This window comes from Dokdonia sp. Hel_I_63 (assembly GCF_007827285.1).
Taxonomy (GTDB): domain Bacteria; phylum Bacteroidota; class Bacteroidia; order Flavobacteriales; family Flavobacteriaceae; genus Dokdonia.
In genome coordinates, this window is record NZ_VISD01000001.1 from 1026868 (window position 1) to 1051660 (window position 24793).

General features: G+C 38.8%; 23 protein-coding genes. 19 read left to right on the forward strand and 4 right to left on the reverse strand.

Annotated elements, in window-relative coordinates; all coding sequences use genetic code 11:
* The first annotated feature begins 104 nt into the window (after positions 1 to 104).
* From JM84_RS04505 to JM84_RS04560, 12 genes are all read left to right on the forward strand, one after another.
* Complete coding sequence (locus tag JM84_RS04505) at positions 105 to 1397, forward strand: O-acetylhomoserine aminocarboxypropyltransferase/cysteine synthase family protein (protein ID WP_144782952.1); 1293 nt, start codon at positions 105 to 107, stop codon at positions 1395 to 1397.
* A 74-nt stretch (positions 1398 to 1471) separates the two neighbouring features.
* Positions 1472 to 2449 (forward strand): alpha/beta fold hydrolase, encoded by a 978-nt coding sequence (locus tag JM84_RS04510; protein WP_144782954.1) that lies wholly within the window; start codon positions 1472 to 1474, stop codon positions 2447 to 2449.
* Complete coding sequence (locus JM84_RS04515; protein ID WP_144782956.1) at positions 2437 to 3519, forward strand: aspartate kinase; 1083 nt, start codon at positions 2437 to 2439, stop codon at positions 3517 to 3519. The genes JM84_RS04510 and JM84_RS04515 overlap by 13 nt, the downstream gene beginning before the upstream one ends.
* The gene (locus tag JM84_RS04520) at positions 3519 to 4691 is read left to right on the forward strand and encodes a trans-sulfuration enzyme family protein (RefSeq protein WP_144782958.1); all 1173 of its coding nucleotides are present in this window, start codon (positions 3519 to 3521) and stop codon (positions 4689 to 4691) included. Before JM84_RS04515 ends, JM84_RS04520 begins: the two co-directional genes overlap by 1 nt.
* Positions 4688 to 5686 carry a homocysteine S-methyltransferase family protein gene (locus JM84_RS04525; RefSeq protein ID WP_144782960.1) on the forward strand — a complete coding sequence of 333 codons (999 nt, stop codon included), beginning with the start codon at positions 4688 to 4690 and terminating at the stop codon, positions 5684 to 5686. The genes JM84_RS04520 and JM84_RS04525 overlap by 4 nt, the downstream gene beginning before the upstream one ends.
* The gene (gene metH, locus JM84_RS04530; RefSeq protein ID WP_144782962.1) at positions 5686 to 8415 is read left to right on the forward strand and encodes a methionine synthase; all 2730 of its coding nucleotides are present in this window, start codon (positions 5686 to 5688) and stop codon (positions 8413 to 8415) included. Before JM84_RS04525 ends, metH begins: the two co-directional genes overlap by 1 nt.
* A 3-nt stretch (positions 8416 to 8418) precedes the next feature.
* Positions 8419 to 9384, forward strand: a complete 966-nt coding sequence (gene metF / locus JM84_RS04535) for a methylenetetrahydrofolate reductase [NAD(P)H] (RefSeq protein ID WP_144782964.1) — start codon at positions 8419 to 8421, stop codon at positions 9382 to 9384.
* Positions 9385 to 9486: 102 nt separating this feature from the next.
* Positions 9487 to 9912 carry an RrF2 family transcriptional regulator gene (locus tag JM84_RS04540; protein WP_144782966.1) on the forward strand — a complete coding sequence of 142 codons (426 nt, stop codon included), beginning with the start codon at positions 9487 to 9489 and terminating at the stop codon, positions 9910 to 9912.
* A gap of 113 nt (positions 9913 to 10025) precedes the next feature.
* Complete coding sequence (locus tag JM84_RS04545) at positions 10026 to 10289, forward strand: DUF2061 domain-containing protein (protein WP_041295612.1); 264 nt, start codon at positions 10026 to 10028, stop codon at positions 10287 to 10289.
* Positions 10289 to 10912, forward strand: a complete 624-nt coding sequence (locus JM84_RS04550) for a phosphoadenosine phosphosulfate reductase family protein (protein ID WP_144782968.1) — start codon at positions 10289 to 10291, stop codon at positions 10910 to 10912. Before JM84_RS04545 ends, JM84_RS04550 begins: the two co-directional genes overlap by 1 nt.
* A 12-nt stretch (positions 10913 to 10924) precedes the next feature.
* Entirely contained in the window at positions 10925 to 11824 is a 900-nt protein-coding gene (gene cysD / locus JM84_RS04555) for a sulfate adenylyltransferase subunit CysD (protein ID WP_013750236.1), read from the forward strand.
* A gap of 3 nt (positions 11825 to 11827) precedes the next feature.
* Positions 11828 to 13072, forward strand: coding sequence for a sulfate adenylyltransferase subunit 1 (locus tag JM84_RS04560; RefSeq protein WP_144782970.1), 1245 nt, complete (start codon positions 11828 to 11830; stop codon positions 13070 to 13072).
* Between the two features lie 81 nt (positions 13073 to 13153).
* Here the strand turns inward: JM84_RS04560 and pruA are convergent, their stop codons facing one another.
* Positions 13154 to 14785 carry an L-glutamate gamma-semialdehyde dehydrogenase gene (gene pruA / locus JM84_RS04565; protein WP_144782972.1) on the reverse strand — a complete coding sequence of 544 codons (1632 nt, stop codon included), beginning with the start codon at positions 14783 to 14785 and terminating at the stop codon, positions 13154 to 13156.
* A 192-nt stretch (positions 14786 to 14977) separates the two neighbouring features.
* On the opposite strand from pruA, the gene JM84_RS04570 reads away from it, so the two are divergent.
* Both JM84_RS04570 and JM84_RS04575 read left to right on the forward strand, forming a co-directional pair.
* Positions 14978 to 15694, forward strand: a complete 717-nt coding sequence (locus tag JM84_RS04570; RefSeq protein ID WP_144782974.1) for an NRDE family protein — start codon at positions 14978 to 14980, stop codon at positions 15692 to 15694.
* Positions 15691 to 16701 (forward strand): DUF6695 family protein, encoded by a 1011-nt coding sequence (locus JM84_RS04575; RefSeq protein ID WP_144782976.1) that lies wholly within the window; start codon positions 15691 to 15693, stop codon positions 16699 to 16701. Before JM84_RS04570 ends, JM84_RS04575 begins: the two co-directional genes overlap by 4 nt.
* Here the strand turns inward: JM84_RS04575 and apaG are convergent.
* The 3 genes from apaG to JM84_RS04590 form a co-directional block, all read right to left on the reverse strand.
* A complete protein-coding gene (gene apaG / locus JM84_RS04580) occupies positions 16670 to 17056 on the reverse strand; it encodes a Co2+/Mg2+ efflux protein ApaG (RefSeq protein WP_013750231.1) in 387 nt (128 codons plus the stop codon). The two genes, JM84_RS04575 and apaG, sit on opposite strands and share 32 nt — an antisense overlap.
* A 2-nt stretch (positions 17057 to 17058) precedes the next feature.
* A complete protein-coding gene (locus JM84_RS04585) occupies positions 17059 to 18252 on the reverse strand; it encodes a DUF3667 domain-containing protein (protein WP_144782978.1) in 1194 nt (397 codons plus the stop codon).
* Positions 18253 to 18329: 77 nt separating this feature from the next.
* A complete protein-coding gene (locus tag JM84_RS04590) occupies positions 18330 to 19583 on the reverse strand; it encodes a type IX secretion system plug protein domain-containing protein (protein WP_144782981.1) in 1254 nt (417 codons plus the stop codon).
* A 456-nt stretch (positions 19584 to 20039) separates the two neighbouring features.
* On the opposite strand from JM84_RS04590, the gene JM84_RS04595 reads away from it, so the two are divergent.
* Genes JM84_RS04595 through nqrE form a run of 5 tightly spaced genes read left to right on the forward strand, consistent with a single transcriptional unit; the run spans position 20040 to position 24791 of the window.
* Entirely contained in the window at positions 20040 to 21386 is a 1347-nt protein-coding gene (locus JM84_RS04595) for a Na(+)-translocating NADH-quinone reductase subunit A (protein ID WP_144782983.1), read from the forward strand.
* Between the two features lie 3 nt (positions 21387 to 21389).
* A complete protein-coding gene (locus JM84_RS04600) occupies positions 21390 to 22613 on the forward strand; it encodes an NADH:ubiquinone reductase (Na(+)-transporting) subunit B (protein WP_013750227.1) in 1224 nt (407 codons plus the stop codon).
* Between the two features lie 2 nt (positions 22614 to 22615).
* Complete coding sequence (locus tag JM84_RS04605; protein ID WP_144782985.1) at positions 22616 to 23362, forward strand: Na(+)-translocating NADH-quinone reductase subunit C; 747 nt, start codon at positions 22616 to 22618, stop codon at positions 23360 to 23362.
* Positions 23362 to 24009, forward strand: coding sequence for an NADH:ubiquinone reductase (Na(+)-transporting) subunit D (locus JM84_RS04610; protein ID WP_013750225.1), 648 nt, complete (start codon positions 23362 to 23364; stop codon positions 24007 to 24009). Before JM84_RS04605 ends, JM84_RS04610 begins: the two co-directional genes overlap by 1 nt.
* Positions 24010 to 24059: 50 nt before the next feature.
* Positions 24060 to 24791, forward strand: a complete 732-nt coding sequence (gene nqrE / locus JM84_RS04615; protein WP_013750224.1) for an NADH:ubiquinone reductase (Na(+)-transporting) subunit E — start codon at positions 24060 to 24062, stop codon at positions 24789 to 24791.
* Positions 24792 to 24793 lie beyond the last annotated feature (2 nt).

Sequence of the window (24793 nt, forward strand, 5' to 3'; positions counted from 1 at the left end):
GATAAGGGTTCGTATTGGAAATATTTGGCTTTTGTTTTTAATCCGTTCACACGAAGTGAATGGCTAAAATTAATCCTAGTAGTACTGGGACAAAAAAGAGAAAAATGAGTACACAAAAATTAGCAACCAAAGCGTTGCACGCAGGACACGATTATGCAGCAAATGGAGGAACTCGAGCGGTGCCTATCTACCAGAGCACGGCTTATGTTTTTAAAGATGCAGACCATGCAGCAAACCTATTTAACCTGTCTGAGCCAGGTTTTATTTACACACGTCTCAATAATCCAACAAATGATGTGCTGGAAAAGCGCCTTACAGACATAGAGGGCGGACTAGCAGCTGTTGTGACCGCCTCAGGAACTGCGGCCATTAATACCACATTGCTTACTTTACTAAAGCAGGGAGATCACATTGTAGCTTCTAGTAGTCTTTACGGAGGCACATGGAATCTTCTCAGTGTGACATTACCTCGCTTTGGGATTACAACCACTTTTGTAGATCCTTCAGATCCTAAAAATTTTGAGAAAGCAGCCCAGGAAAATACGAGAGCTTTCTTTGTAGAGTCATTAGGTAATCCTAAGCTTGATGTATTAGATTTAAAAGGTATTTCCGCTTTCGCGAAAGCGCACAAAGTCCCTTTCATTGTAGATAACACCGTAGCAACACCAGCGCTACTCAACCCATTCGAGCACGGTGCAGATATCGTGATTCACTCTCTTACAAAATACATAAATGGTAATGGTACCGCACTAGGCGGAGTTATTATAGATGCTGGAAAATTTGACTGGAGTAACGGTAAATTTCCAGAATTTACAGAGCCTTCCGCCGGATATCATGGCCTAGTTTACTGGGATGTGATTAAGGAAGCATCGTTTATTGCTAAGGTGCGTATAGAAGGATTGCGTGATCATGGTGCCGCTTTGAGTCCATTTAATGCATTCCAAATCTTACAAGGTTTAGAAACACTAGAACTTAGGTTGCAGAAACATTCAAAAAATGCGCTAGAACTTGCAGAGTGGTTACAAACTCGTGATGAGGTGGCATGGGTAAACTATCCAGGTCTTGCTTCTAGTAAGTACAACGACCTTGCAAAACAATACTTGCCTAAAGGACAGAGTGGGATTGTGACCTTTGGTGTAAAAGGAGGTTTTGAGAGTGCAAAAACAATTTCAAATGAAACTAAACTTTTCTCACTGCTAGCAAATATAGGAGATAGTAAATCGCTCATAATTCACCCTGCAAGTACCACGCATCAACAGCTTAGTGATGATGATCAGGTAAGCACAGGCGTGACTAAAGATTTAATACGTCTTTCTGTAGGTCTTGAGGATATAGCAGATTTAAAAGAAGATCTCGTAGCAGCATTTGCGCGAGTAGATAAAAACGTCTTAGTGTAATTAATCTTAGTTAATTAATTAGTGCGGGAGTCCCCTGTTCATAGGGACTCCCTTTTTTAACTTATAGATAGGCTATGCTTTTACACATTGATTTACAGGATTTTAAAACACACTCGGGATATACGTGTCATTTACATGTCACGTATCAATTATTTGGTGAGCCATTAGGTACAGCGCCTGTCGTGCTAGTAAATCATGCGCTTACGGGAAACTCTTCTATAACTGGAGAAAACGGTTGGTGGAGTGACTTGATTGGTGTAGATAAAGCGATTGACACAAGTTGCTATACCATACTTGCAATGGATATTCCTGGGAATGGTTATGATAATAATCAAAATCATCTAGTGCTTAATTATAGAGCATTTACTAATAGTGATATTGCAAAGGTTCAAATTGCCTTACTTGAGCATTTAGATATTAAAAAACTCTTTGCCATTATAGGAGGTTCGCTTGGTGGTCAGATTGCTTGGGAACTTGCAACACAAAGACCTAATCTCGCAGAGCATCTTATCCCAATAGCGACAGACTGGAAAGCAACAGACTGGGTGATTGCGCAATGCCACATTCAAGATAGTTTATTGAATCATTCTCAGAAACCTATCTATGATGCACGCATTCATGCGATGACTTTTTACCGCACGCCTGCCTCTTTTAAAGAAAAATTTAATCGCACCAAAAAAGTAGATTCACTATATAATATTCAAAGTTGGCTAGATCATCACGGCAAGCGATTATCAGAACGATTTTCTATTGCCTCCTATAAATTAATGAATCAATTATTGCTTACGGCAGATATCACAAAGGGTAAACAAAGCTTTAATGAAGCAGTGAGCCCACTTACAGCAAAAGTGCACCTTGTCGCAATAAATACCGATGGACTTTTTCTAGCAGATGAGATATATGACACTCACCTTGCGCTACAAGAAACGAGAATTACATCTAGCTATCATGAAATAAATTCCATCCACGGTCACGATGCCTTTTTAATTGAATACGAGCAGCTCGCTGCTATCGTACAACCTATTTTTCAAAAACAGTTATGTCACAAATAAATATAGTCATCTTTGGGATCGGTAATGTGGGGAGCACGCTCATCACGCAGATCACAGATTTTAATAAAAAAACAACAAATAGAAAGCTCAACATTTTTTGTATTGCAAATTCTAAGTTGGCGCTATTTAAAGATAACGTCGCTTCTGGTTGGAGTTCTAATTTTGAGACTGCAGCGCAGCCTTATACGCTAGACGATATTTACGCTTTCGCGAAAAAGTTAAAGGAGCAAAACAATCATGAACAGGAACAAGAATTTGTAGCAGTAGATGTGACGGCTAGCGCAACCTTTGCAAATAACTACATAGACCTCGTAGAGCATGGTTTTCATATCGTGACGGCAAACAAAGTTGCAAACACACTGTCATACGATTTCTATAAAAAGTTGAGAGCATCTCTTACACTTAATAAGAAGAAATTTGGTTACGAAACAAACGTAGGAGCTGGATTACCTATTATAGAAACCATTAAAAATCTCTATGAAAGTGGAGAAGAGATTCATAAGATAAGAGGAGTCTTTTCTGGATCATTGAGTTACTTGTTCAATAATTTTTCTAAGGAAGATAAAGATTTTTCAGACATATTATTAGAAGCAGACGCGCTTGGACTTACCGAGCCAGACGCAAGAGAAGACCTTTCAGGGAAAGATGTTGCTCGCAAGCTATTAATTTTAAGTAGAGAGATAGGCCTTGCAAAGGAGTTTGGAGATGTAAAAATTCAATCTTTAGTGCCTAAGGAACTTAATGGAAAAACTACTTTATCACAGTTTCGCGAAAGCGTAAAAACACTTGACACCATTTTTACAGAGAGTAAAAGTAAACTTTCAAAACACGAAGTGCTACGTCACGTGGGTGAACTCAATGTCAAAACGCAAGAACTCGAGGTAAAACTAGTACAAGAATCTAAGTTTACAGCACTAGGTCAAACGCAAGGGGCAGATGCTGTTTTTGAGATTTATACCGCTTCATATGGAGATCAGCCGCTTGTGATTCAAGGGGCGGGAGCTGGTAAAGCGGTTACGGCAAGAGGTGTTTTAAGCGATATAATTAAGATAACGCAAAGCCTTAATTAATGAGCAAGCATCACCCAGAAACACTTGCCATACGCACGCAGCTTGAGCGCTCTGTGCATCAAGAGCATGCCGCGCCGGTATATCTCACTTCGAGTTTTGTATTTGATAGCGCCGAAGAGATGAGAGCCTCTTTTGCCGAGGAAAAAAAGCGTAACATCTACAGCCGTTACACAAACCCGAACTGTGCAGAGCTGGTGAAAAAAATCTGTTTGCTAGAAGGCGCAGAGCAAGGCGTGACTTTTGCCACTGGGATGAGTGCTATTTTTAGCACGTTTGCTGCCTTACTTGATAGTGGTGATCATGTGCTTTCGGCGAGAGCGATTTTTGGGAATACGCACACATTATTTACAAAACACCTACCTAAATGGGGAATCACTCATACCTACTTTGATATTACTGAGCTAGACGAAATCTCCTTAAAAATACAGCCTAACACAAAAATCATATATGTAGAGTCTCCTACAAATCCGGCTACAGAAATTGCAGACTTAGAACGTCTGGGAGCACTTGCGCAAAAGCATAATCTCATATTTATAGTAGATAATTGTTTTGCAACACCGTATCTACAGCAGCCTATACACTATGGAGCAGACCTTGTAATACATTCTGCTACAAAATTACTGGATGGGCAGGGGCGCACCATGGGAGGAATCACCGTGGGAAGTGCGCAATTAATAGATGCGATATATCGATTTGCAAGAGTGACGGGACCTGCATTATCTCCATTTAATGCTTGGACAATTTCAAAAAGTCTGGAGACACTAGCGGTACGCGTGGAGCGTCATTGTAAAAACGCGCACGAACTTGCTATATCGCTAGAATCTCACGCTAAAGTGAAGCAGGTGCGCTACCCATTTTTACCATCGCATCCACAGCATGAACTTGCTCAAAAGCAAATGAAAGCTGGTGGGAATATTGTTACCATTGAGATACACGGAGGTTTAGAAAATGGACGTGACTTTCTAGATGCTATCACAATGTGTTCCCTCACTGCAAATCTGGGAGATACTAGAACGATAGTAAGTCATCCCGCAAGTACTACTCATGGAAAATTGTCAAAAGATGAGCGTGAAGTCGTAGGAATCACTGATGGATTAATCCGTATTTCTGTGGGTCTAGAACATATTGAAGATATTAAAAGTGACATTTTTCAAGCTCTTAATCAATTATGAAAAGCCAACTAACACGCGCATTACAAGAAAGAATCTTGGTTCTTGATGGGGCTATGGGAACCATGCTGCAAGCATATAACTTCTCTGAAGAAGACTTTAGAGGAGAGCGCTTTAAGGATTTTCAGCTCTCTGTAAAAGGGAATAACGACATGCTCTCACTCACACAGCCTGCTGCGATTGCAGAGGTGCATCGCAAGTATTTTGAAGCCGGAGCAGATATTGTGGAGACTAACACCTTCTCAAGTACCACCATCGCAATGGCAGATTATGAGATGGAGGCGTATGTCTATGATTTAAATTATGCTTCCGCGAAAATTGCTAAGGAAGTTGCTCAATCTTTTACAGAAAAAGAACCGCACAAACCACGATTTGTAGCAGGAAGTATAGGGCCTACAAACAAAACAGCAAGCATGTCTCCAGATGTAAATGATCCAGGATTTCGTGCAGTGAGCTTTGAAGAACTCAGAGTAGCTTATAAACAACAAGTAGAAGCCTTGCTAGATGGAGGTGTGGATATGTTACTTGTGGAAACTGTGTTTGATACCCTTAATGCAAAAGCTTGTCTTTTTGCAATAGAGGAAGTAAAGGAAGAACGCAACTCAGGCATACCAATTATGGTGAGCGGTACGATTACCGATGCCTCGGGACGCACGCTTTCTGGGCAAACAGCAGTAGCTTTTTTGATTTCTATCTCTCATATTCCACTACTTAGTGTTGGCTTTAATTGTGCACTAGGAGCTTCTCAATTACAACCACACCTCGAAGCCATTGCAAATGTTACTAACTACGGGATTTCTGCTCACCCTAATGCGGGCTTGCCTAATGCCTTTGGTGAATATGATGAAACACCAGAACAAATGGCGACGCAGATTAAAAAATATATCGATAAAAACCTCGTGAACATAGTGGGTGGTTGTTGTGGCACTACACCTGCTCACATTAAAGCTATTGCTCAACTTGTAGAGAATGTAACACCTAGAAAATGTAAGCTATAATGAATGTGACTCCCAGATATATGCGTCTTTCAGGCTTAGAGCCACTAATAATTACTCCAGAAAGTAATTTTATAAATGTGGGCGAACGTACAAATGTAGCGGGTTCAAAGAAATTTTTACGGCTTATAAAAGAAGAGAAATTTGACGAGGCGCTATCTGTAGCTAGAGATCAAGTAGAAAATGGTGCGCAGATTATAGATATCAATATGGACGACGGCCTTATTGATGGAAAGGAGGCGATGGTTAAGTTTTTAAACCTCGTCATTGCAGAGCCAGACATCTCTCGTGTTCCTATAATGATAGACAGTTCAAAATGGGAAATTATAGAAGCTGGTCTTCAAGTCGTACAAGGGAAGTGCGTAGTAAATTCTATAAGTCTTAAAGAGGGTGAGACGCAATTTATAGAGCAAGCAAAAAAAATAAAACGATACGGCGCTGCCGTAGTCGTCATGGCTTTTGATGAGGAGGGACAGGCAGATAATTATAATCGTCGTATCGAGATTTCAAAACGTAGTTACGAGATTTTGGTTAATGAAGTCAATTTTCCACCAGAAGACATCATTTTTGATCTTAATATTTTTCCAGTGGCGACGGGAATGGATGAGCATAAACGCAATGCCATTGATTTTATAGAGGCTACGAGATGGGTGCGTGAGCATCTTCCACATTGTTCTGTAAGTGGTGGGGTGAGTAATGTTTCTTTTAGTTTTAGAGGTAACAACGCAGTGCGCGAGGCTATGCATTCTGTGTTTTTATATCATGCGATAAAGGCCGGGATGAATATAGGTATTGTAAACCCTGCTATGCTGGAGATTTATGATAACATTCCAGAAGATTTACTTGTGCGTGTAGAAGATGTAATTCTCAATAGAAGAGATGATGCCACAGAACGATTATTAACATTTGCAGAAACCGTAGGCCAAAAAGAAATTACAGAAAAGGAGGCAGAAGCCTGGAGAATAGAAGATATCCAAAGTCGTATCACCAGAGCACTTGTAAAAGGAATAGATGCCTATATTCTAGAAGATGTAGAAGAAGCCCGCTTATCTGTCGATGTTCCTATTAAAGTGATAGAAGGTCACTTGATGACGGGGATGAATGTAGTGGGAGATTTGTTTGGAAGTGGGAAGATGTTTTTGCCACAGGTGGTTAAATCTGCTAGAGTAATGAAGAAAGCCGTTGCCTATTTGTTACCATTTATAGAAGAAGAAAAACTTAAGAATGGAACCTCTGGTCAAAGTCAGAGTGCTGGAAAAGTACTCATGGCAACCGTAAAAGGAGATGTACATGACATAGGAAAGAATATTGTTTCTGTAGTACTTGCTTGCAATAATTATGAGATTATTGATCTTGGCGTGATGGTCTCACCAGAAAAAATCATCCAGACAGCGATTTCCGAAAATGTAGATATCATAGGCTTAAGTGGTTTAATAACGCCTAGCCTTGATGAGATGGTATATCTAGCTAAGGAGTTGCAACGTCTAGATATTAAGATACCGGTTTTAATAGGCGGTGCAACCACGAGCAAAGCCCACACCGCTGTAAAAATTGACACTCATTATAATAATGCTGTTGTACACGTAAATGATGCCAGTAGAGCAGTGACTATTGTAGGTGATTTATTAAAGAAAGACTCAAGTATCCTTTTTAAAGATCAATTAAAAGATGAGTATGCACGCTTTCGCGAAAATTTTAACTCAAGACAACGTATCAAAGAATACATAACGATTGAGCAGGCGAGAGCAAATAAATTAAAAATAGATTTTAGAGCCGAAGATATTGTGGCTCCAAAACAATTAGGTGTACAAGTAATGGAACATTTAGATCTCAATAAACTGGTGCCTTTTATAGATTGGAGTCCGTTTTTTAGAAGTTGGGATTTACACGGTAAGTATCCAGAGATTTTGACAGATGAGGTGGTAGGAACACAAGCCAGCGAACTTTTTGCAGACGCACAACAAATGCTCCAGCAAATCATTGCCGAAAAATGGCTTACTGCCAAGGCGACTTTTGGACTATTTAAAGCAAATGCAAACCATCAAGATGATATCATAATTCCCCCAACCCCCGAAGGGGGCTTTAAGCAAGATGATAAAAAGTCTCCTTTCGAAGCTGGAGGAGTCATTTTCCGAACGCTACGCCAGCAATCCAAAAAGGCAGCAGGAAAGCCAAATATTTCACTGTCAGATTTTATTGCACCACTTGAAAGTGGATTACAAGATTATATGGGAGCCTTTTGTGTCACGACAGGATTTGGAACAGCCGAAAAGGCAAAAGAGTTTGAAGATGCATTGGATGACTATAGCGCCATCATGATTAAAGCACTTGCAGACAGACTCGCCGAGGCCTTTGCCGAATATCTACACAAGGAAGTACGCACAAAGTACTGGGGCTATGCCACGAGAGAAGCGCTAGCTAATACAGATTTAATTAAAGAAAAATACCAAGGAATACGTCCAGCACCAGGTTACCCGGCTTGTCCAGATCATTTGGAGAAAGAGACTATCTGGAAGTTGCTTGGTGTGGAAGAATCAATTGGTGTTTCACTTACCGAAAGTTTGGCAATGTGGCCTGCGGCAAGTGTAAGTGGTTATTATTTTGGACACCCTGAGGCGAGGTATTTCGGACTAGGAAAAATAAAAGAAGATCAAATAAAGGACTATGCGAGCCGCAAAAATATTGCTTTCGCGAAAGCGGAAAAATGGCTCACCCCAAATATAGCAGAGTAGATTATGACAAAAGTAAGAGATCACATAGCAAAAGCAATAGAAGAGAAGAGAACCGATTTTTCATTTGAAATCTTGCCACCTCTCAAAGGGCAAAATATCAACACCATTTTTGATAATATAGATCCGCTTATGGAATTTAAGCCACCCTTTATAGATGTAACCTATCATCGTGAGGAATACATTTATAAGGAGCGAGAAGATGGATTGCTAGAGAAAAAGGTAGTGCGTAAACGCCCGGGTACCGTAGGTATTTGTGCTGCGATACAAAACCGCTATCAGGTAGATGCAGTGCCGCACGTGCTTTGCGGAGGATTTTCTAAAGAAGATACTGAGAATTTTTTGATAGATATGGATTTTCTAGGTATTGAGAATGTGATGGCTTTACGTGGTGATGCAGTTAAGAGTGAAACTTACTACAAGCCCAATAAAAATGGGAATATCTATGCACAAGACCTCGTGGAGCAAATCATTGATTTAAATAACGGTACCTACTTAGATGAAGATTTGCAGAACAGTGCAAAAACAGATTTTTGCATAGGCGTGGCGGGTTATCCAGAAAAGCACCTGGAAGCGCCCAGCCTAGAAAGTGATATTCATTTTTTAAAGAAAAAGCTAGAAGCTGGAGCCTGTTATGTGGTAACTCAAATGTTTTTTGATAATCAGAAATACTTCGACTTTGTAGATAAGTGCAGAGCCGCAGGTATTACAAAACCTATTATTCCTGGATTAAAGCCACTGGCGACAAAGAAGCAACTCAATTTAATTCCACAGCGTTTTAGTGTAGATGTTCCAGATGCTTTAGTCATGGAAGTTGTAAACGCAAAAGATGCTGCAGCCATTCGGCAAGTAGGGATAGAGTGGTGTATCCAGCAAAGTAAGGAGCTCAAGGCCGCAGGTGTGCCCGTACTTCATTACTACTCTATGGGGAAGAGTGATAATATTAGACAGATAGCAGAGGCTGTTTTTTAATTGAAATGTTGTCATGGGAATTTACATGATTGTGATATTATCATTTATATACTGTTCATATCTCTATTTCTAAGTGCAGTTTTTAGTACTTTCGTTTTAGATATGCTTTCGCGAAAAACTAAATACGGCATTAAAGCCCTAACGTACATTGCCCGTGAACAACGGGAAGATACCTTGGTCCAAATAGGCACCATTGCCGAAAGTGAGAATATATCTCAAAAATTTCTTGAAAGCATTATGCTCACGCTTAAAAAAGCGGGTTTCGTATCTAGCCGAAAAGGTAAAGGCGGTGGTTATCAACTGCGACGTGAGCCTAAGGATATTAAAATGGTTGAGGTTATGAGAGTTCTCGAAGGACCCGTAGCCATGCTACCATGTGTATCTCTTAATTATTATGAACGTTGTGCAGATTGTAAAGATGAAGATGCATGTTCTGTTCATAGTTTAATGATTCAAATAAGGGACAATACATTACTCGTTCTAGAGAAAAACACCCTTGCAGACCTTGTAGCGGCTGCTAGTTCGTAGTTCTATTCACTCGCTTTTTTCTTTAAAACAACAATTATTCTTGTTAACCTAAGTTAATAATTTTACATTTGCCGATTAACCCTAGTAATCCTATAGGAATAAACAATTCTGAAATGATTATCGATTCACTTGTTTTAAAACAATCAAAAAATACTTCTAAAGAGAAAACCTCTGCCTCGGCAGAAAAACCTATGCGCAGTATCGTGAAGTCCATAAGCTGGAGAGCAATAGGGACTCTTGATACAATCGCAATTTCGTGGTTTGTAACTGGTACGCTAGCCTTAGCGTTGAGTATAGGGGCAGTAGAATTAGTATCAAAAATGGCGCTCTATTTTTTTCATGAGCGTGTTTGGAATTTAATAAAATGGGGAAAATAATGAAGTTTACTGAAGAGCAAATAGTACAATTTAATAGTGCTTTAAAATCACAAAGCCCATCAGACGTTGTAAAATGGGCATTAGAACATGCTGGAAGACCTGTAATAACAACAAATTTCAGACCTTATGAGGCAGCCATCTTACATGTGGTTTCTCAGGAGTTTGATAAGATTAATGTAGTATGGTGTGATACAGGTTACAATACTCCAGAAACCTATAAGCACGCAGAAGAGGTTATTAATCAACTAGCGCTTTCTGTTGATTTATACGTGCCACGACAAACACGTGCACATCGTGATGTAGTGATGGGTAATCCTTCAGTCACAGATGAAAGTCATAAAGAGTTTACAGAGCAGGTAAAGTTAGAACCTTTCCGCCGAGCTATGGAAGTACATAAGCCAGATGTGTGGTTTACTAATTTAAGACAAGGGCAAACGGCACATAGAGATAATCTAGATATTTTAAGTTTAAGTAAAGATGGCGTTCTTAAAGTAAGCCCTTTTTACTATTGGTCAGATAGTGAGTTAGATAAGTACTTAATAGATCATGAATTACCCAATGAGCATAATTATTCTGACCCAACAAAAGTTTTAGAACATAGAGAATGTGGTTTACATCTCTAAGCAGAGAGACATATGAAAGAGATATTAAAGACTAATGCACTCGAGAGTGAGTCCATTTATATATTTAGAGAGGTAGTTGCTCAGTTTGAAAATCCAGTGTTATTATTTTCGGGAGGAAAAGATAGCATCACTTTAGTGAGACTTGCTCAAAAAGCATTTTATCCAGCCGCGATTCCATTTCCATTATTACATGTAGATACTGGTCACAACTTTCCAGAGACCATCAAATTCAGAGATGATTTAGTAAAGGAACTTGGACTCAATTTAATTGTACGTAATGTGCAAGATGCAATTGATCAGGGGAAAGTGACAGAAGAAACTGGTAAATATGCTAGTAGAAATAGTCTACAAACAACTACACTACTTGATGCTATTGAGGAGTTTAAGTTTGATGCATGTATAGGTGGCGCTCGTCGTGATGAGGAAAAAGCACGTGCAAAAGAACGTATCTTTTCAGTACGAGATGATTTTGGACAGTGGGACGAAAAAAATCAGCGACCAGAATTATTTGACTTGCTCAACGGTAATATAGAATTGGGACAAAACGTGCGCGTTTTTCCTATCTCAAACTGGACAGAGCTTGACGTGTGGAGCTACATACAACAAGAACAAATTGAAATTCCAAGTATTTACTTTTCACACACAAGAAAAACGTTTGAGCGTGACGGAATGATATGGAGTGCTTCAGATTGTGTGTATAGAGATGACAATGAAGAGGTAGAAGATCGTGTAGTGCGTTTTAGAACCGTAGGTGATATGACATGTACTGCCGCTGTAGCTTCTGAGGCAATTACCATCCAACAGATAGTAAACGAAATTAAAGTAAGCCGTATTTCAGAACGTGGAGCTCGTATAGATGATAAACGAAGTGAGGCAGCAATGGAAAAACGTAAACAACAAGGTTATTTTTAGATTATGGAAGTATTGAAATTGGCAACTGCTGGAAGTGTAGATGATGGAAAGAGTACTTTAATAGGTAGGTTGTTATACGACACGCAATCACTTACTGATGATAAACTTGAGGCTATAGAAAAAAGCAGTAAAAAGTTAGGGTATGATTACCTAGACTTTTCACTAGCAACAGATGGATTAGTGGCAGAACGTGAGCAAGGAATCACGATTGATGTAGCACACATTTATTTCTCGACACCTACTAAAAGTTATATTATAGCAGACAGCCCTGGGCATGTAGAGTACACTCGTAATATGATTACTGGAGCGTCAAATGCTTCTGTGTCTATTATTCTCATAGATGCTAGAAAAGGCGTTATCGAGCAAACATTTAGGCATTTCTTTATCAATGCGCTTCTACAAGTTAAGCACGTGGTAATTGCAGTAAATAAAATGGACTTGGTAGATTATGATCAGTCTGTTTTTGATAGCATTAAAAATGACATTGATGCACTTCGAGCAAAGAGTGGTTATAAAGATCAAGAGATAACGTTTATTCCTATAAGTGCACTTACTGGTGATAATGTGGCTTCCGCTTCCGCGAAAATGGACTGGTATCAAGGACCATCTATTTTAGAATATTTAGAAAATGTAATTCCAGAAGCAGCTAGCGATACGCCAATGCGTTTTCCAGTGCAATCGGTAATACGACCAAAAACCAATGCATTTCATGATTTTAGAGGGTATGCGGGTAAGGTGTATGGAAGTTCAATAGCAGTAGGAGACGAGATAACGGTACTGCCTAGTTTAAAATCTTCAAAGGTTCAAGATATATTCAGCTACAAAGATTCTTTTAAAGAAGCACCAGCTGGTAACTCAATAACACTCACGCTAGAAGATGATATTAATGTAACTAGAGGTGATGTCATTGTGAAGTCTACCGAAGTGCCTCAACAAACAAAAGAGCTTACAGCAACCGTATGCTGGATGGATGACATGGTGCTTACGGCGGGTAAAAAGTACGAGCTACAGCATACAACGCAGCGCATACTTGCAAAGGTGTCTCAAATACAAGAAATTATCCCTACAGATTTTTCTATACCAGAAGCTGGCGCAAGTGAAGTAACAATTAATGAAATTGCAACGGTACATTTTAAACTTGCCAAATCACTTTTTTATGATCGTTATACAGATCATAAACAAGGAGGTTCATTTATCATTATTGACCCCATTACAAATACAACAGCTGGAGTTGGGTTCATACAGTAAGCCAATCATAACAGTGTAAAAAAAAATAAAGCCCATTCTTTTTAAAGAATGGGCTTTATCATTAATAGTTGTCTTAGTCTATTACTTCTTTGCTAAGAAAGGGTATCTGTAATCTGTAGGAGTTACAAATGTTTCCTTAATCATACGTGGGCTTACCCAGCGTAGTAAGTTAAGCATAGAACCAGCCTTATCGTTAGTTCCAGATGCACGAGCTCCACCAAAAGGTTGTTGCCCTACAACTGCTCCTGTAGGCTTGTCATTAATATAGAAGTTACCAGCAGCATTTTTTAGAGCTTTAGTAGCCTCTTGTACAGCATAACGGTCTGTAGAAAGTATAGCTCCCGTAAGTGCATACTCGCTAGTCTCATCTACTAGTGTAAGCATCTCACTCCAATCCTTATCTTCATATACGTAGATAGTCATCACTGGGCCAAAAAGCTCTGTGTGCATCGTTGTATACTTAGGGTCTGTAGTTACAATAACAGTAGGCTCAATAAAGTATCCTTTTTTCTTGTCATGTCCACCACCTACGATGATCTCTGCATTTGCATCTTCTTTCGCTTGGTCAATATATTTTGCAAGCTTGTCAAAAGATCCTTCGTGTATTACCGCAGTAATGAAGTTAGTCATATCCTCTGGAGAACCCATTTTAAAAGACTTTACATCTTCTATAACGTACTCTTTTACTTCTTCCCAGATAGAAGCAGGGATGTAACCGCGACTTGCCGCACTACATTTCTGTCCTTGGAATTCAAAAGCACCACGCGAGATTGCTGTTGCAACTTGCTTAGCAGGAGCACTAGGGTGAGCAACGATAAAATCTTTACCACCAGTTTCACCTACGATACGTGGGTATGTCTTGTAATTGTGAATGTTCTCACCTATTTTTTTCCAGATATCCTTAAATACGTGTGTAGATCCTGTAAAGTGTAGTCCAGAAAAATCTGGGCTTGCAAGTACTGTATCTGTAATCATGATAGGATCTCCGTGTACAACTTGGATTACACCATCTGGTACACCAGCTTCACGGAAGATGTCAAGAATAATCTTAGCAGATAGCATCTGGCTATCAGAAGGCTTCCATACTACTACATTCCCCATAAGTGCACAGGCAGCAGGAAGGTTTGCAGCAATCGCTGTAAAGTTAAAAGGAGTAATCGCATAGATAAATCCTTCTAGTGGACGATATTCTAATCTATTCCAAGCTCCAGAAGTAGACTCTGGCTGCTCGTTATAGATGTCTGTCATAAACTGCACGTTAAAACGTAAGAAGTCTATAAGCTCACAAGCAGCATCAATCTCTGCTTGATAGATTGTCTTAGACTGGTTGATCATCGTTGCAGCATTAATCTTTGCACGGTATGGTCCTGCAATAAGCTCTGCAGCTTTAAGAAAGATACCTGCACGTTGCTCCCATGGAAGCTCTGCCCACTCTGTACGAGCTTCTAGTGCTCCAGCGATTGCTTGATCAATATGTGTTTTTTCTGCAAGATGATACTCACCTACCACTTTCTTGTGATCGTGTGGTGGAGTGATCGTGCGTGTGTTTTTTGTGCGCACTTCTTTACCGTTGATGTACATCGGTACTTCTGTATGTGCATTAAATAATTCTTTATAAGCTGCTGCTACCGCCTCGCGTTCTGGAGAGCCTGGAGCATACGATTTTACCTCTTCGTTTACAGCAACTGGAACTTGAAAAAATCCTTTTCCCATGATGTTTTTTTGTTTTGTTTTTTACGAATTGTAAAGTTACAAATTTAAGATAGGATGATACAGGTCTTTGGCAAGAGTGTAACAAGTGGGGTTTTTATGCTTTCGCGAAAGCGTAACTTAGAAACATGTTTAAGGAAACCGTACCATTCTTTTTTTCGTAATTTCACCCATTAAACTGCGACTTATCCCTCAATGTGCACTGTAACTTATATTCCGAAAGAAAATAATACGTTCATTCTTACGTCTAATCGTGATGAGGCGGTGGGTAGAACTACGCTCGCTCCAGACTTTTATGATGTAGATGGAACAAAAATGCTATTCCCAAAAGACGCCGTCGCTGGTGGAACGTGGATAGGTATTTCCGAAAAAAATAGGATGATATGCTTGCTTAACGGAGGTTTTGAAATACACGTGAGAAAAGAAAGTTACAGAATGAGCCGTGGCATCGTTGTAAAAGAACTTCTTAAGGCAGCCGATTTGTCTGAGGCTATCGATACGTTCAATTATGAGGGTATTGAACCTTTTACAATTGTTGCTATAGATTGGAGTGGTGATCTCAAAGCGACAGAATTAGTTTGGGATGGTGATAAAGCACATATAACATTATTAGATAATGAGCCTAAAATATGGTCCTCATCTACCTTATATGATGCTACTATGAAAGAAAAACGTCGTACGTGGTTTGCTGCATTTAAAGAAACTACAGATTGGAGTAAAGAGAGTTTGTTTGAATTTCACACCAAAGCAGGAGAAGGAGATGCGCATGTTGACTTACAAATCAATCGCGGACTTTTAAAAACAGTAAGTGTTACTCAGGTGGAGAAAATAGATGATACATGCGTGATGACGTATAATGACCTTCAAAAGGAAGAAGTTCACACCGCTCAATTTGAAATGATACCTGCGTGATATATAACGGGAAGATTATAGTGCTCGCGTTTCCAGATACGTTTGTAAAAATGTCTGATGAGCTCATGTGTAAAATTTTACCATTGATGGGTCTTGGTACGCGTACTCACATTAAAGCGGGTCATGCGGCACTTGTGCTTATAGAAAATAAGACTGGTAAAGCACAATATTTTGATTTCGGAAGATATATTACTCCCAAAGGAAAAGGGCGTGTGCGAGGAGCTAATACAGATGTAGAGCTTGAAGTACCTGTAACGGCTATTGTGGAGGGTGGAACACTTGAAAATCTAGATGAGCTTTTGCTTTGGCTAGATGCACATCCAGAAAAAACGCATGGATCTGGAAGACTTGTAGCTTCGCTTTGCTCGGCTATTAATTATGAGAAAGCACTTGCTTACATTCATTCACTACAAAATCAGGGCAGTGTTCCTTATAAAGCCTTTGGAAAAATAGGAAGTAATTGCGCTCGTTTTGTTACAGAGACGATACTAGCTAGTACAGAGGATAAGACTATTATTAAATACCTTAAGCGTAACAAGAAGTTCACACCGAGTACCGTAGGTAATGTTGAGAAAAGCGCTTCTGAAGAAGGGGTTTATCAGGTGTTTAATGGTGTAATTGCGCCATATAACTCTACTGCGCTACGCGAGAATCTTACAAATTACTTTGATAGACGAGTTCCCGCTGCATACACTGTTGAAAATGAGGGTGTGTTGCCAGAAAACGTTTACTTTCTAGAGGGCACAGGTAGTAGTGCTTATTTTCATCTTGAGATTCTCTCTGAGATAAAAGGCATTGTTAGAAGATTTACTGAGTTTGGTGAGCAGGATTTTGAGGGTGTGACCACTTTTCCAAAGGATTTTTCGGTGATGGGTAATTATCGTTTTGTATACGATAGTAATTGTGCTTTTTGTACGCTTGAACAGGGGAATTCACATTTTCGCCTTGAGCTTACTTCTCAAAAATTCTCGGCTATTAGTTTAAAGCAAACGGTGCACTCAGCTTAAATACTGGGATTTTTACTCTAAAATTACGTGTAGTAGTAAAGTTTACCATTTGGTAAAAACCTTGCATTGCCCCAAAGGCAGAGTTGAGCAAGCATCCAGAACTGTAGGTGTGGCTTTCGCCAGGTTTAAGAACAGGTTTTTTACCTATGACACCTTCTCCGGCAACGGTCTCTGGTGCGCTAAGGGCATCTGTTATTCTCCAGTGACGAGCCATAAGTTGCACGCTATCTTTACTCTGGTTTGCAATCGTTATTTTATAGCCAAAGGCGTAGCGCATTTTATGATTTTTATAAAATGTGCCCTCAAAGGTAGTCTCTACAGAAATTTTAATTCCTCTTGTAACTTGTTGTACCATTCTTAAAATAAAAATGCAGTGATTGCAAAGAAAATCACGGCAAATAATGTTGCTCCTAAATAGAATATGATATTTAAAAATACAAATTTTAGTAACGTCCACCTTCGTTTTTGTTTGTAAAAATTACGAAGTGCCTTGTAAAAGTAAAAAGGACCTACTAATAGAAGTAGGAGTGATGCAACTATTTCATCCCCAATAAGTAGGTCTGGAATTAAGGCAATGAGTAGTACTAGAAAGACCCAACTAAAGATATGGAATATGAATACTAGATGTTCCATATAGTTGAATCGTTTTTTTGAATAAATCAGCCACAAAAAGAGTGCAAAAATTGGTGCGAAAAAGAATAAGAAAAAGGGAATTTTAGAAGCTAGGAACCTTAAAAAACGTGCTGGATTATCTTTTATACGTTTTATATCTTCATTTTTGCTATATAAAAAAATGTTTGTTCTAGTCTTGCTAAAGTTTAAACTATCGAGAGCAGTTACTGGATCACTTATTTCTGTATACTCAAAGAAATCATAAAAAATTTCACCCTTTGTGGCGATTCTAGAAAGGTACATCCCGTCAATAGAAGCTTCAGAGCGGGTGCTGTAAGGAACTTTTTTGACGGCTCTCTTTGTGGAGTCCTTTATCTTTTTTCGCTCATTAAGTTTTGAGACACTATTTTCTATAGTATTATTAATTCTTTCTTCTAGCAGATCTGCATCTTCTTGGTTGAGGTTTTGAAATTCATTTATGTTGATATCTTTAGTAATGTCTTTTATTGTGTCAATATCTCCTTGTGCATCATCAACACTGAGCTGTATGACTCCATCATCTGTGAAGTCTAAGTCATTATTACCGTTTACAAAGCCGATGATAGCAAGTATAATAAAGTAAGAAATAGAGGCGCTTAGAAAAAACCGAAAAGGGTTTGCATACTTAAGACGCTTGCCGTCTACATAATACCTGGTGATGGTGCCGGGTTTGAAGAGTAAATCTTTTACAGTGTATCTAAAACGAGAGTCATAAGTAAACACGCTCAGTATAAACTCATTGAAAAAATCTTTGAGAGTAAGTCTCTTAGTGGTGTTAATCTGTCCGCAGTATGCACAAAAGCGGTCGGAGAGTTCTAGAGGGTGCTTGCAGTTTAAGCACTCTACTCCTCTATATCGCATTGCCTTTCGGCTAGTTGATTTGATTTCTGTTTCCTTCACGATATAAATATAGGATTTTTAGAAGGATACGCTTTCGCGAAAGCGTAAAGAAGTAATACTAACTGTTTACAACAGGATTAATTTGTAATCTGGCTAGAATTTGTAGTGCCATATCCTAGGAGTTCATCACAACGTCCACCTGGTCTGCGGTAGTACACTAATATTTGATAATCATTTTCTGTCTGCCAGAAATTGCCGTCTATATTCTTTTTTTCTTCTATGCTTCCATCTGCATTCACTAGTACGTAGCGATAGTTATAAAAACCTTGCTTTAGTAAATAAGGTAATTCATAACGGCGTGAGTCACCATTATAAGTTAGTGCAGTGCTCTTGTCGATTACATAATTATTGAAGTTACCATAAATATGTATAGATTGCCCGTCGCTAACTTCTGGATATTGTAAAGAGAAGTGAATCCACACATACTCTGCTTCTGTAAGTGGTGTGCGACCTTGCAAAGTGTTGATTAAGAAATTACCGTTAATGTCTGGATTGTAAGTGTATGGTTCATCATAACGAGCGGGACTTGTGTATAGATAATTGTGGTAAAGACTTTTAAGCTCTATGCTGCGTATGGCAAATGTAGAAGATCGCACATCTTTATTTTCAAAGTTAAAAAACTCATTACCACCCCAGAAAGCTGTTTCTTGATCATAGCGATACTCAAGTTTGCTCCCTATATTATATTGAGGATTTATGCCTGTAATAGCAGTTTTTAAGTTGTTATTCTGGATGAGAACGGTATGTAAATTAGTTTTTGGATTGATAATGAGGTCATCACCAGAGTCTACGAAAAAGCGTAGCACCTGTTTATTATCTATGTATCTCAAGTCGCGAGACCTCTTAACCTCTGCTCCCACACTATATTGAGGATTAAAAATCATAAACTTACGGGAGAAAACAAGATTGTCATCTTCATCATAAATACTCAAGAGGTAATTACCTGTTTTAGTAAGTCTCTTAGTCATCTGGTTAGGGATGCTTAGGTCGTAATGGGTGTAGAGTTGCAGGGTGGCAACCGAGTTTTCAAACCCGAGGATACGCACATTATCCATGCCATCCATAAACTCAGACCGCACGAGATTACTAGGTGTCCAGTCTGCATTATGATGCGTTATTTTATAAAAATAATCACGCTCATCTCCTATAATATCGTCAAAGGAAAGGCGCAAACTGCTTCCTAATTTTATAATAGGCAATGAGGTTCCAGTAGTGCTGTTCTCATTAAACTGTACAGTTTTAATAAAAGCAGGTTCCGGAAGTTCTTGCACTGCTTGAGCAGCAACAGACAACGAAATGGCAATCAGAAATAGGGTAAAATAATGTCTCATAAAACATGGATGGATATCAAATATAAACAATTTTGATGCCGAGATATTGCGTTAATCAATATGGCGTGGCAAATGATAATGTTTGATCATTACGCTTACGCGAAAATATGATAGCGGGTAGTCAATCTGAAAAAATGGAGCGTAACTTGAGATTGCAAGGTTTTTGCATTCTTTTTTGAGAATTGTGTACCTCAATGTGATGTTACTTAAAAATTAATTTTGCCTAGGCCTAAGCAAATACGCTTAACAAGAATCTTAAAAAGAGATATTTTTTACGGTGAAAACGTTTGAAATATAGTGTTTTGAGAAGCTTTGTTTAATGAGTCGTGTAAAACATTATTTAGAAGTGTTATAAATAATACTTTCACTTAGTCACACTCGGAAATACGGACGGTATTATGTAAATTTGCAAACCTCAATTTAAGAGGATTTTAGATAACATAAATCTACTGACATATGTCAAAAGACATCAGAATCAAAAAAGGTCTTGATATCCGATTAGTAGGCGAAGCAGAAAAAACAATTTCTGAAGCGCCTAGATCGCGTACCATTACTATTAGACCTTCAGATTTTCATCTCATTACCCCTAAAATGGTCGTAAAAGAAGGAGCGACCCTACAGGCTGGGGATGTAATATTTTACTCAAAGTCTCAAGAAGAAATCAAATTTGTATCTCCAGTTGCTGGAACAATTACAGAAATCAAGCGTGGCGCACGCCGTGTGATTACTGATATTGTAATTGAAGCAGATTATGCTGGTGCTACTCGTGATTTTGGAGCTTTAGGAGCATCTGCAAGTGCAGAGGCGGTAAAAGCGAGATTACTTGAAGGAGGAGTTTGGCCATTTATCAAGCAACGTCCTTATGATGTTGTTGCAAATCCAACAGTAACTCCAAAGGCGATTTTTATCTCTGGATTAAACACTGGGCCACTTGCTGCAGATCTTGATTTTGTTCTTGCAGGGAAGGAGGCGCACTTACAAGCAGCAGTTTCTGCGCTTGCAACGCTTACCTCTGGAGGTGTTCATGTATCTATAGGAGCAAGCTCTTCTATTTTTTCTGGACTTAAAGATGTTGTAACTCATACAGTAAAAGGACCACACCCAGCTGGGAACGTTGGAACTTTAATAAATAAAACGAGCCCAATTAATAAAGGTGAAACTGTGTGGACGATTGCTGCGCAGGATCTAGCTATTATTGGAGAGTTGTTGCTTACGGGTAAGTTTAGTGCACAACGTGTAATATCTGTATCTGGTTCATCTATCAAAGCACCTAAGTATTATAAGACAATGATAGGGGCAGAGGTTTCTACATTCGCATATGCTGCAGGAGTAGAGGGAGATAATAATCGTTTTATTTCTGGTAATGTACTTACTGGTAGTAAAGTGAGTCCAGAAGGAGCTCTAGGTTTTTATGCAACAGAGTTTGTAGCTATCCCAGAAGGAGATGATTATGAATTCTTTGGGTGGAATAAGCCTGTTTTTGATAAGATATCACCATCTAGAGCACTTACGTTCTCATGGATGCAACCTAATAAGAAATACGATCTTGATACTAATACAAATGGTGAGCACCGTGCGTTTGTAGTAACAGGAAACTATGAAGAGGTTTTTCCTTTAGATATTTACCCTATGCAAATCCTTAAGGCTTGTATGGTAGAAGATCTAGATGAGATGGAAGCACTTGGGATGTATGAAGTAGCTCCAGAAGATTTTGCACTTACTGAATTCATGTGTGTGTCTAAACAGCCACATCAAGAAATTATCAGAAAGGGATTAGATGTTATGTATAAAGAAATAGGATAAGTTATGGGAATGAAAGAAAGTTTACATAAGCTTAAAATGAAGTATGAAGGGAAGAAGATGGCTCCGGCTTTCAACGCACTTCACACTTTTTTATACGCTCCTAACGAGACTACACACAGTGGTGGTCACATAAGAGCGGTAGATGATTTAAAGCGAACAATGAATACGGTAATCATCGCATTGATTCCTTGTTTGTTATTTGGAATATTTAATGCTGGATACCAGCATTACTACGCAGTTGCAGAAGTAGCTGGAACAGCAGCAGAGTATAAGGCTGTAGGTTTCTTTGATGGAAATTTCTGGAACTGGGATAACTTTGCAATGGGAGCTTGGACAGTATTACCACTTGTGGTGGTTTCTTACGGTGTAGGTCTTCTTGTAGAATTTATTTTTGCAGTTATAAAAGGACATGAAGTAGAAGAAGGTTACCTAGTAACGGGAATGCTTGTGCCACTTATTGTTCCTATTGATATTCCATTATGGATGCTTGCGGTAGCAGTAATCTTTGGTGTGGTAATAGGTAAGGAAGTATTTGGAGGAACAGGGATGAACATCCTTAACCCTGCACTTACTATCCGTGCTTTCTTATTCTTTGCATATCCTACTTGGATGTCTGGAGATAAAGTATGGGTACACCAAGCAGTAGATATGGCTGGACAGCCAGATGCAATCTCTGGAGAAACTATCTTAGGTAGTTATGCACAGAATAGTACTGTTGCTTATGACTACTGGGACATGTTTGCTGGTTTTATACCAGGTTCTGTAGGAGAAACTTCAAAGCTTTTAATCATTTTTGGAGCGGCATTTTTGATCTTTTCAAAGATAGCAAGCTGGAGAATCATACTTTCTGCGATAGCAGGAGCGCTAGTAATGGGGCTTATCTTTAATGGTGTAGTTGACGCAGGATGGATTGATAGCTCAAGTAAGTTTTACGGATTAATGAGTGTTCCTTTCTGGCAACACCTTATTATAGGTAGTATCTTATTTGGTGCTGTGTTTATGGCAACAGATCCAGTTACAGGATCGCAAACTAATAAAGGAAAATACATCTACGGATTCTTAATAGGATTTATCTCTATCATGATTCGTGTATTTAACCCAGCATACCCAGAAGGAGTATTCCTTGCGATCTTATTAATGAACGTATTTGCTCCTACTATTGATCACTACGTGGTTCAAGGTAATGTGAAGAAGAGAATGAAACGTCTTAAACTTAAAACAGCATAACGATGGCAAAGACAGACGGAAACGGATATACGATTCTATTTGCAACTATTATGGTAGTTGTAGTAGGAGGAGTGCTTGCAGGACTTGCAACAGGTCTTAAGCCAGCAATTAAAGAAAATGAACGCTTTGAAAAGCAACAGAACATTCTGTATGCAATGGGTGTGAATGAAAATGTTCAAGGTGAAGGTGGTGTTAACTTTATCCCTACTGATAAGGTAGAGGCAGAGTATGATAAATACATCAAGGAAGCTTACATTATACAGAGTGGTAAAATCACACAGAGTGATGAGGCTTTTACTGTAGATATGAAGAAGCAAAGTAAATTACCTAAAAATGAGCGTAAGATGCCTTTATTTGTAGGAGAGAAAGATGGTCAGAAGTTTTATGTTGTACCTATGTACGGTAAAGGGCTTTGGGACGCTATCTGGGGTTACGTTGCTCTTGATGATAACTTAGTAGTACAAGGTGTATACTTTGATCACAAAGGAGAAACTCCTGGACTTGGTGCAAACATCAAGGAACGTTACTTTATGGATGACTTTACAGGAGAGCAGATAATGTCTAAGACACAATATTCTGGAATCACTGTAGCAAAGGGTAATAACGATCCAAAAAACGAACGTAAAGGAGATAATAAAGTAGATGCTCTTGCAGGAGCTACCATCACAGGTGATGGTGTAAGTGCAATGATTAAGAGTACACTTAAGAATTACGTTCCATTTATTCAAGATTTTAAAACCAAAGCATAATGGCGATACTATCAAAAAAAGATCAAAGACTTATACTTGATCCGCTTGCAGATGATAACCCAATTACTATTCAAGTATTAGGTATCTGTTCTGCACTTGCAATTACAGCGCAACTAAAAGCATCTATTGTAATGGCAATTTCTGTACTCTTTGTACTCGGGATTGGTAACGTAGTAATATCGCTTTTACGTAATGTGATTCCTTCAAAAATTCGAATCATTGTACAACTTATCGTTGTAGCAACGCTAGTAATTGTGGTAGATCAAACGCTTAAGGCATTTGCTTATGAGCTGAGTAAAGAGCTATCTGTCTTTGTAGGACTGATTATTACAAACTGTATTATTATGGGGCGTTTTGAAGCATTTGCTTTAGGAAACGGGCCTTATAGATCATTCTTAGATGGGATAGGTAATGCACTTGGTTATGGTGTGATACTTATTATGGTAGGTTTCTTTAGAGAGCTCCTAGGTTCAGGAACACTTCTTGGATTTAAAGTACTTGGAGATCCTATTGAAAAAACAGGACTGTACAGTATAGGATATGAGAACAACGGATTTATGTTGCTATCACCTATGGCACTTATTGTGGTAGGTTTGATTATCTGGGTACAGAGATCAAGAAATCCTGCTTTAGTAGAAGAGAACTAAGAATTAATTTTCACGCTTTCGCGAAAGCGTAAACCTATAAAATCAAAGATATGTTAGAGCATATTGAATTATTTTTTAAATCCATTTTCATCGATAACATGGTATTTGCAACATTCTTAGGAATGTGTTCATACCTAGCGGTGTCAAAAAAAGTTACTACTGCTGTAGGACTTGGAGCTGCAGTAATATTTGTACTTGCGGTAACAGTGCCTATTAACTGGTTACTTGATCAGTACATATTACGTGACGGTGCTTTAGCGTGGTTAGGTCCCGAGTATGCAGATTATGACTTAAGTTTCTTATCGTTTATATTATTTATTGCAACTATTGCAACAATGGTACAACTGGTGGAAATTGTAGTAGAGAAATTCTCGCCATCACTGTATAACTCACTTGGTATTTTCTTACCACTTATTGCAGTAAACTGTGCCATCTTAGGAGGGTCATTGTTTATGCAATCTAGAGATATCCAAACGTTAGGTCTTGCCTTCAACTACGGTATATCTTCTGGTATAGGTTGGTTCTTAGCAATTCTTGCAATTGCTGCCATTCGTGAGAAAATACGTTACTCAAATGTTCCTGCGCCTTTAAGAGGATTAGGGATTACATTTATCATCACAGGATTGATGGCAATAGGATTTATGAGTTTTGGAGGAATGCTTACTGGAGGTGATGAAGAAGAAGCTCCAGCAGTAGAAGCTGCACAGATAGAAGTAAAAGAAGAAGGTCAACCGGTAGCTATGATCGCTGTTGACAAAATTGCTAACGAAAAAGAAAACTAATT

What these genes read in the sequence shown, in the direction of transcription:
- JM84_RS04505 (WP_144782952.1), top strand. Translation starts at nt 105, where the DNA reads ATGAGTACACAAAAATTAGCAACCAAAGCGTTGCACGCAGGACACGAT.
- JM84_RS04510 (WP_144782954.1), top strand. Translation starts at nt 1,472, where the DNA reads ATGCTTTTACACATTGATTTACAGGATTTTAAAACACACTCGGGATAT.
- JM84_RS04515 (WP_144782956.1), top strand. Translation starts at nt 2,437, where the DNA reads ATGTCACAAATAAATATAGTCATCTTTGGGATCGGTAATGTGGGGAGC.
- JM84_RS04520 (WP_144782958.1), top strand. Translation starts at nt 3,519, where the DNA reads ATGAGCAAGCATCACCCAGAAACACTTGCCATACGCACGCAGCTTGAG.
- JM84_RS04525 (WP_144782960.1), top strand. Translation starts at nt 4,688, where the DNA reads ATGAAAAGCCAACTAACACGCGCATTACAAGAAAGAATCTTGGTTCTT.
- metH (WP_144782962.1), top strand. Translation starts at nt 5,686, where the DNA reads ATGAATGTGACTCCCAGATATATGCGTCTTTCAGGCTTAGAGCCACTA.
- metF (WP_144782964.1), top strand. Translation starts at nt 8,419, where the DNA reads ATGACAAAAGTAAGAGATCACATAGCAAAAGCAATAGAAGAGAAGAGA.
- JM84_RS04540 (WP_144782966.1), top strand. Translation starts at nt 9,487, where the DNA reads ATGCTTTCGCGAAAAACTAAATACGGCATTAAAGCCCTAACGTACATT.
- JM84_RS04545 (WP_041295612.1), top strand. Translation starts at nt 10,026, where the DNA reads ATGATTATCGATTCACTTGTTTTAAAACAATCAAAAAATACTTCTAAA.
- JM84_RS04550 (WP_144782968.1), top strand. Translation starts at nt 10,289, where the DNA reads ATGAAGTTTACTGAAGAGCAAATAGTACAATTTAATAGTGCTTTAAAA.
- cysD (WP_013750236.1), top strand. Translation starts at nt 10,925, where the DNA reads ATGAAAGAGATATTAAAGACTAATGCACTCGAGAGTGAGTCCATTTAT.
- JM84_RS04560 (WP_144782970.1), top strand. Translation starts at nt 11,828, where the DNA reads ATGGAAGTATTGAAATTGGCAACTGCTGGAAGTGTAGATGATGGAAAG.
- pruA (WP_144782972.1), bottom strand. Translation starts at nt 14,785, where the DNA reads ATGGGAAAAGGATTTTTTCAAGTTCCAGTTGCTGTAAACGAAGAGGTA.
- JM84_RS04570 (WP_144782974.1), top strand. Translation starts at nt 14,978, where the DNA reads ATGTGCACTGTAACTTATATTCCGAAAGAAAATAATACGTTCATTCTT.
- apaG (WP_013750231.1), bottom strand. Translation starts at nt 17,056, where the DNA reads ATGGTACAACAAGTTACAAGAGGAATTAAAATTTCTGTAGAGACTACC.
- JM84_RS04590 (WP_144782981.1), bottom strand. Translation starts at nt 19,583, where the DNA reads ATGAGACATTATTTTACCCTATTTCTGATTGCCATTTCGTTGTCTGTT.
- JM84_RS04595 (WP_144782983.1), top strand. Translation starts at nt 20,040, where the DNA reads ATGTCAAAAGACATCAGAATCAAAAAAGGTCTTGATATCCGATTAGTA.
- JM84_RS04600 (WP_013750227.1), top strand. Translation starts at nt 21,390, where the DNA reads ATGGGAATGAAAGAAAGTTTACATAAGCTTAAAATGAAGTATGAAGGG.
- JM84_RS04605 (WP_144782985.1), top strand. Translation starts at nt 22,616, where the DNA reads ATGGCAAAGACAGACGGAAACGGATATACGATTCTATTTGCAACTATT.
- JM84_RS04610 (WP_013750225.1), top strand. Translation starts at nt 23,362, where the DNA reads ATGGCGATACTATCAAAAAAAGATCAAAGACTTATACTTGATCCGCTT.
- nqrE (WP_013750224.1), top strand. Translation starts at nt 24,060, where the DNA reads ATGTTAGAGCATATTGAATTATTTTTTAAATCCATTTTCATCGATAAC.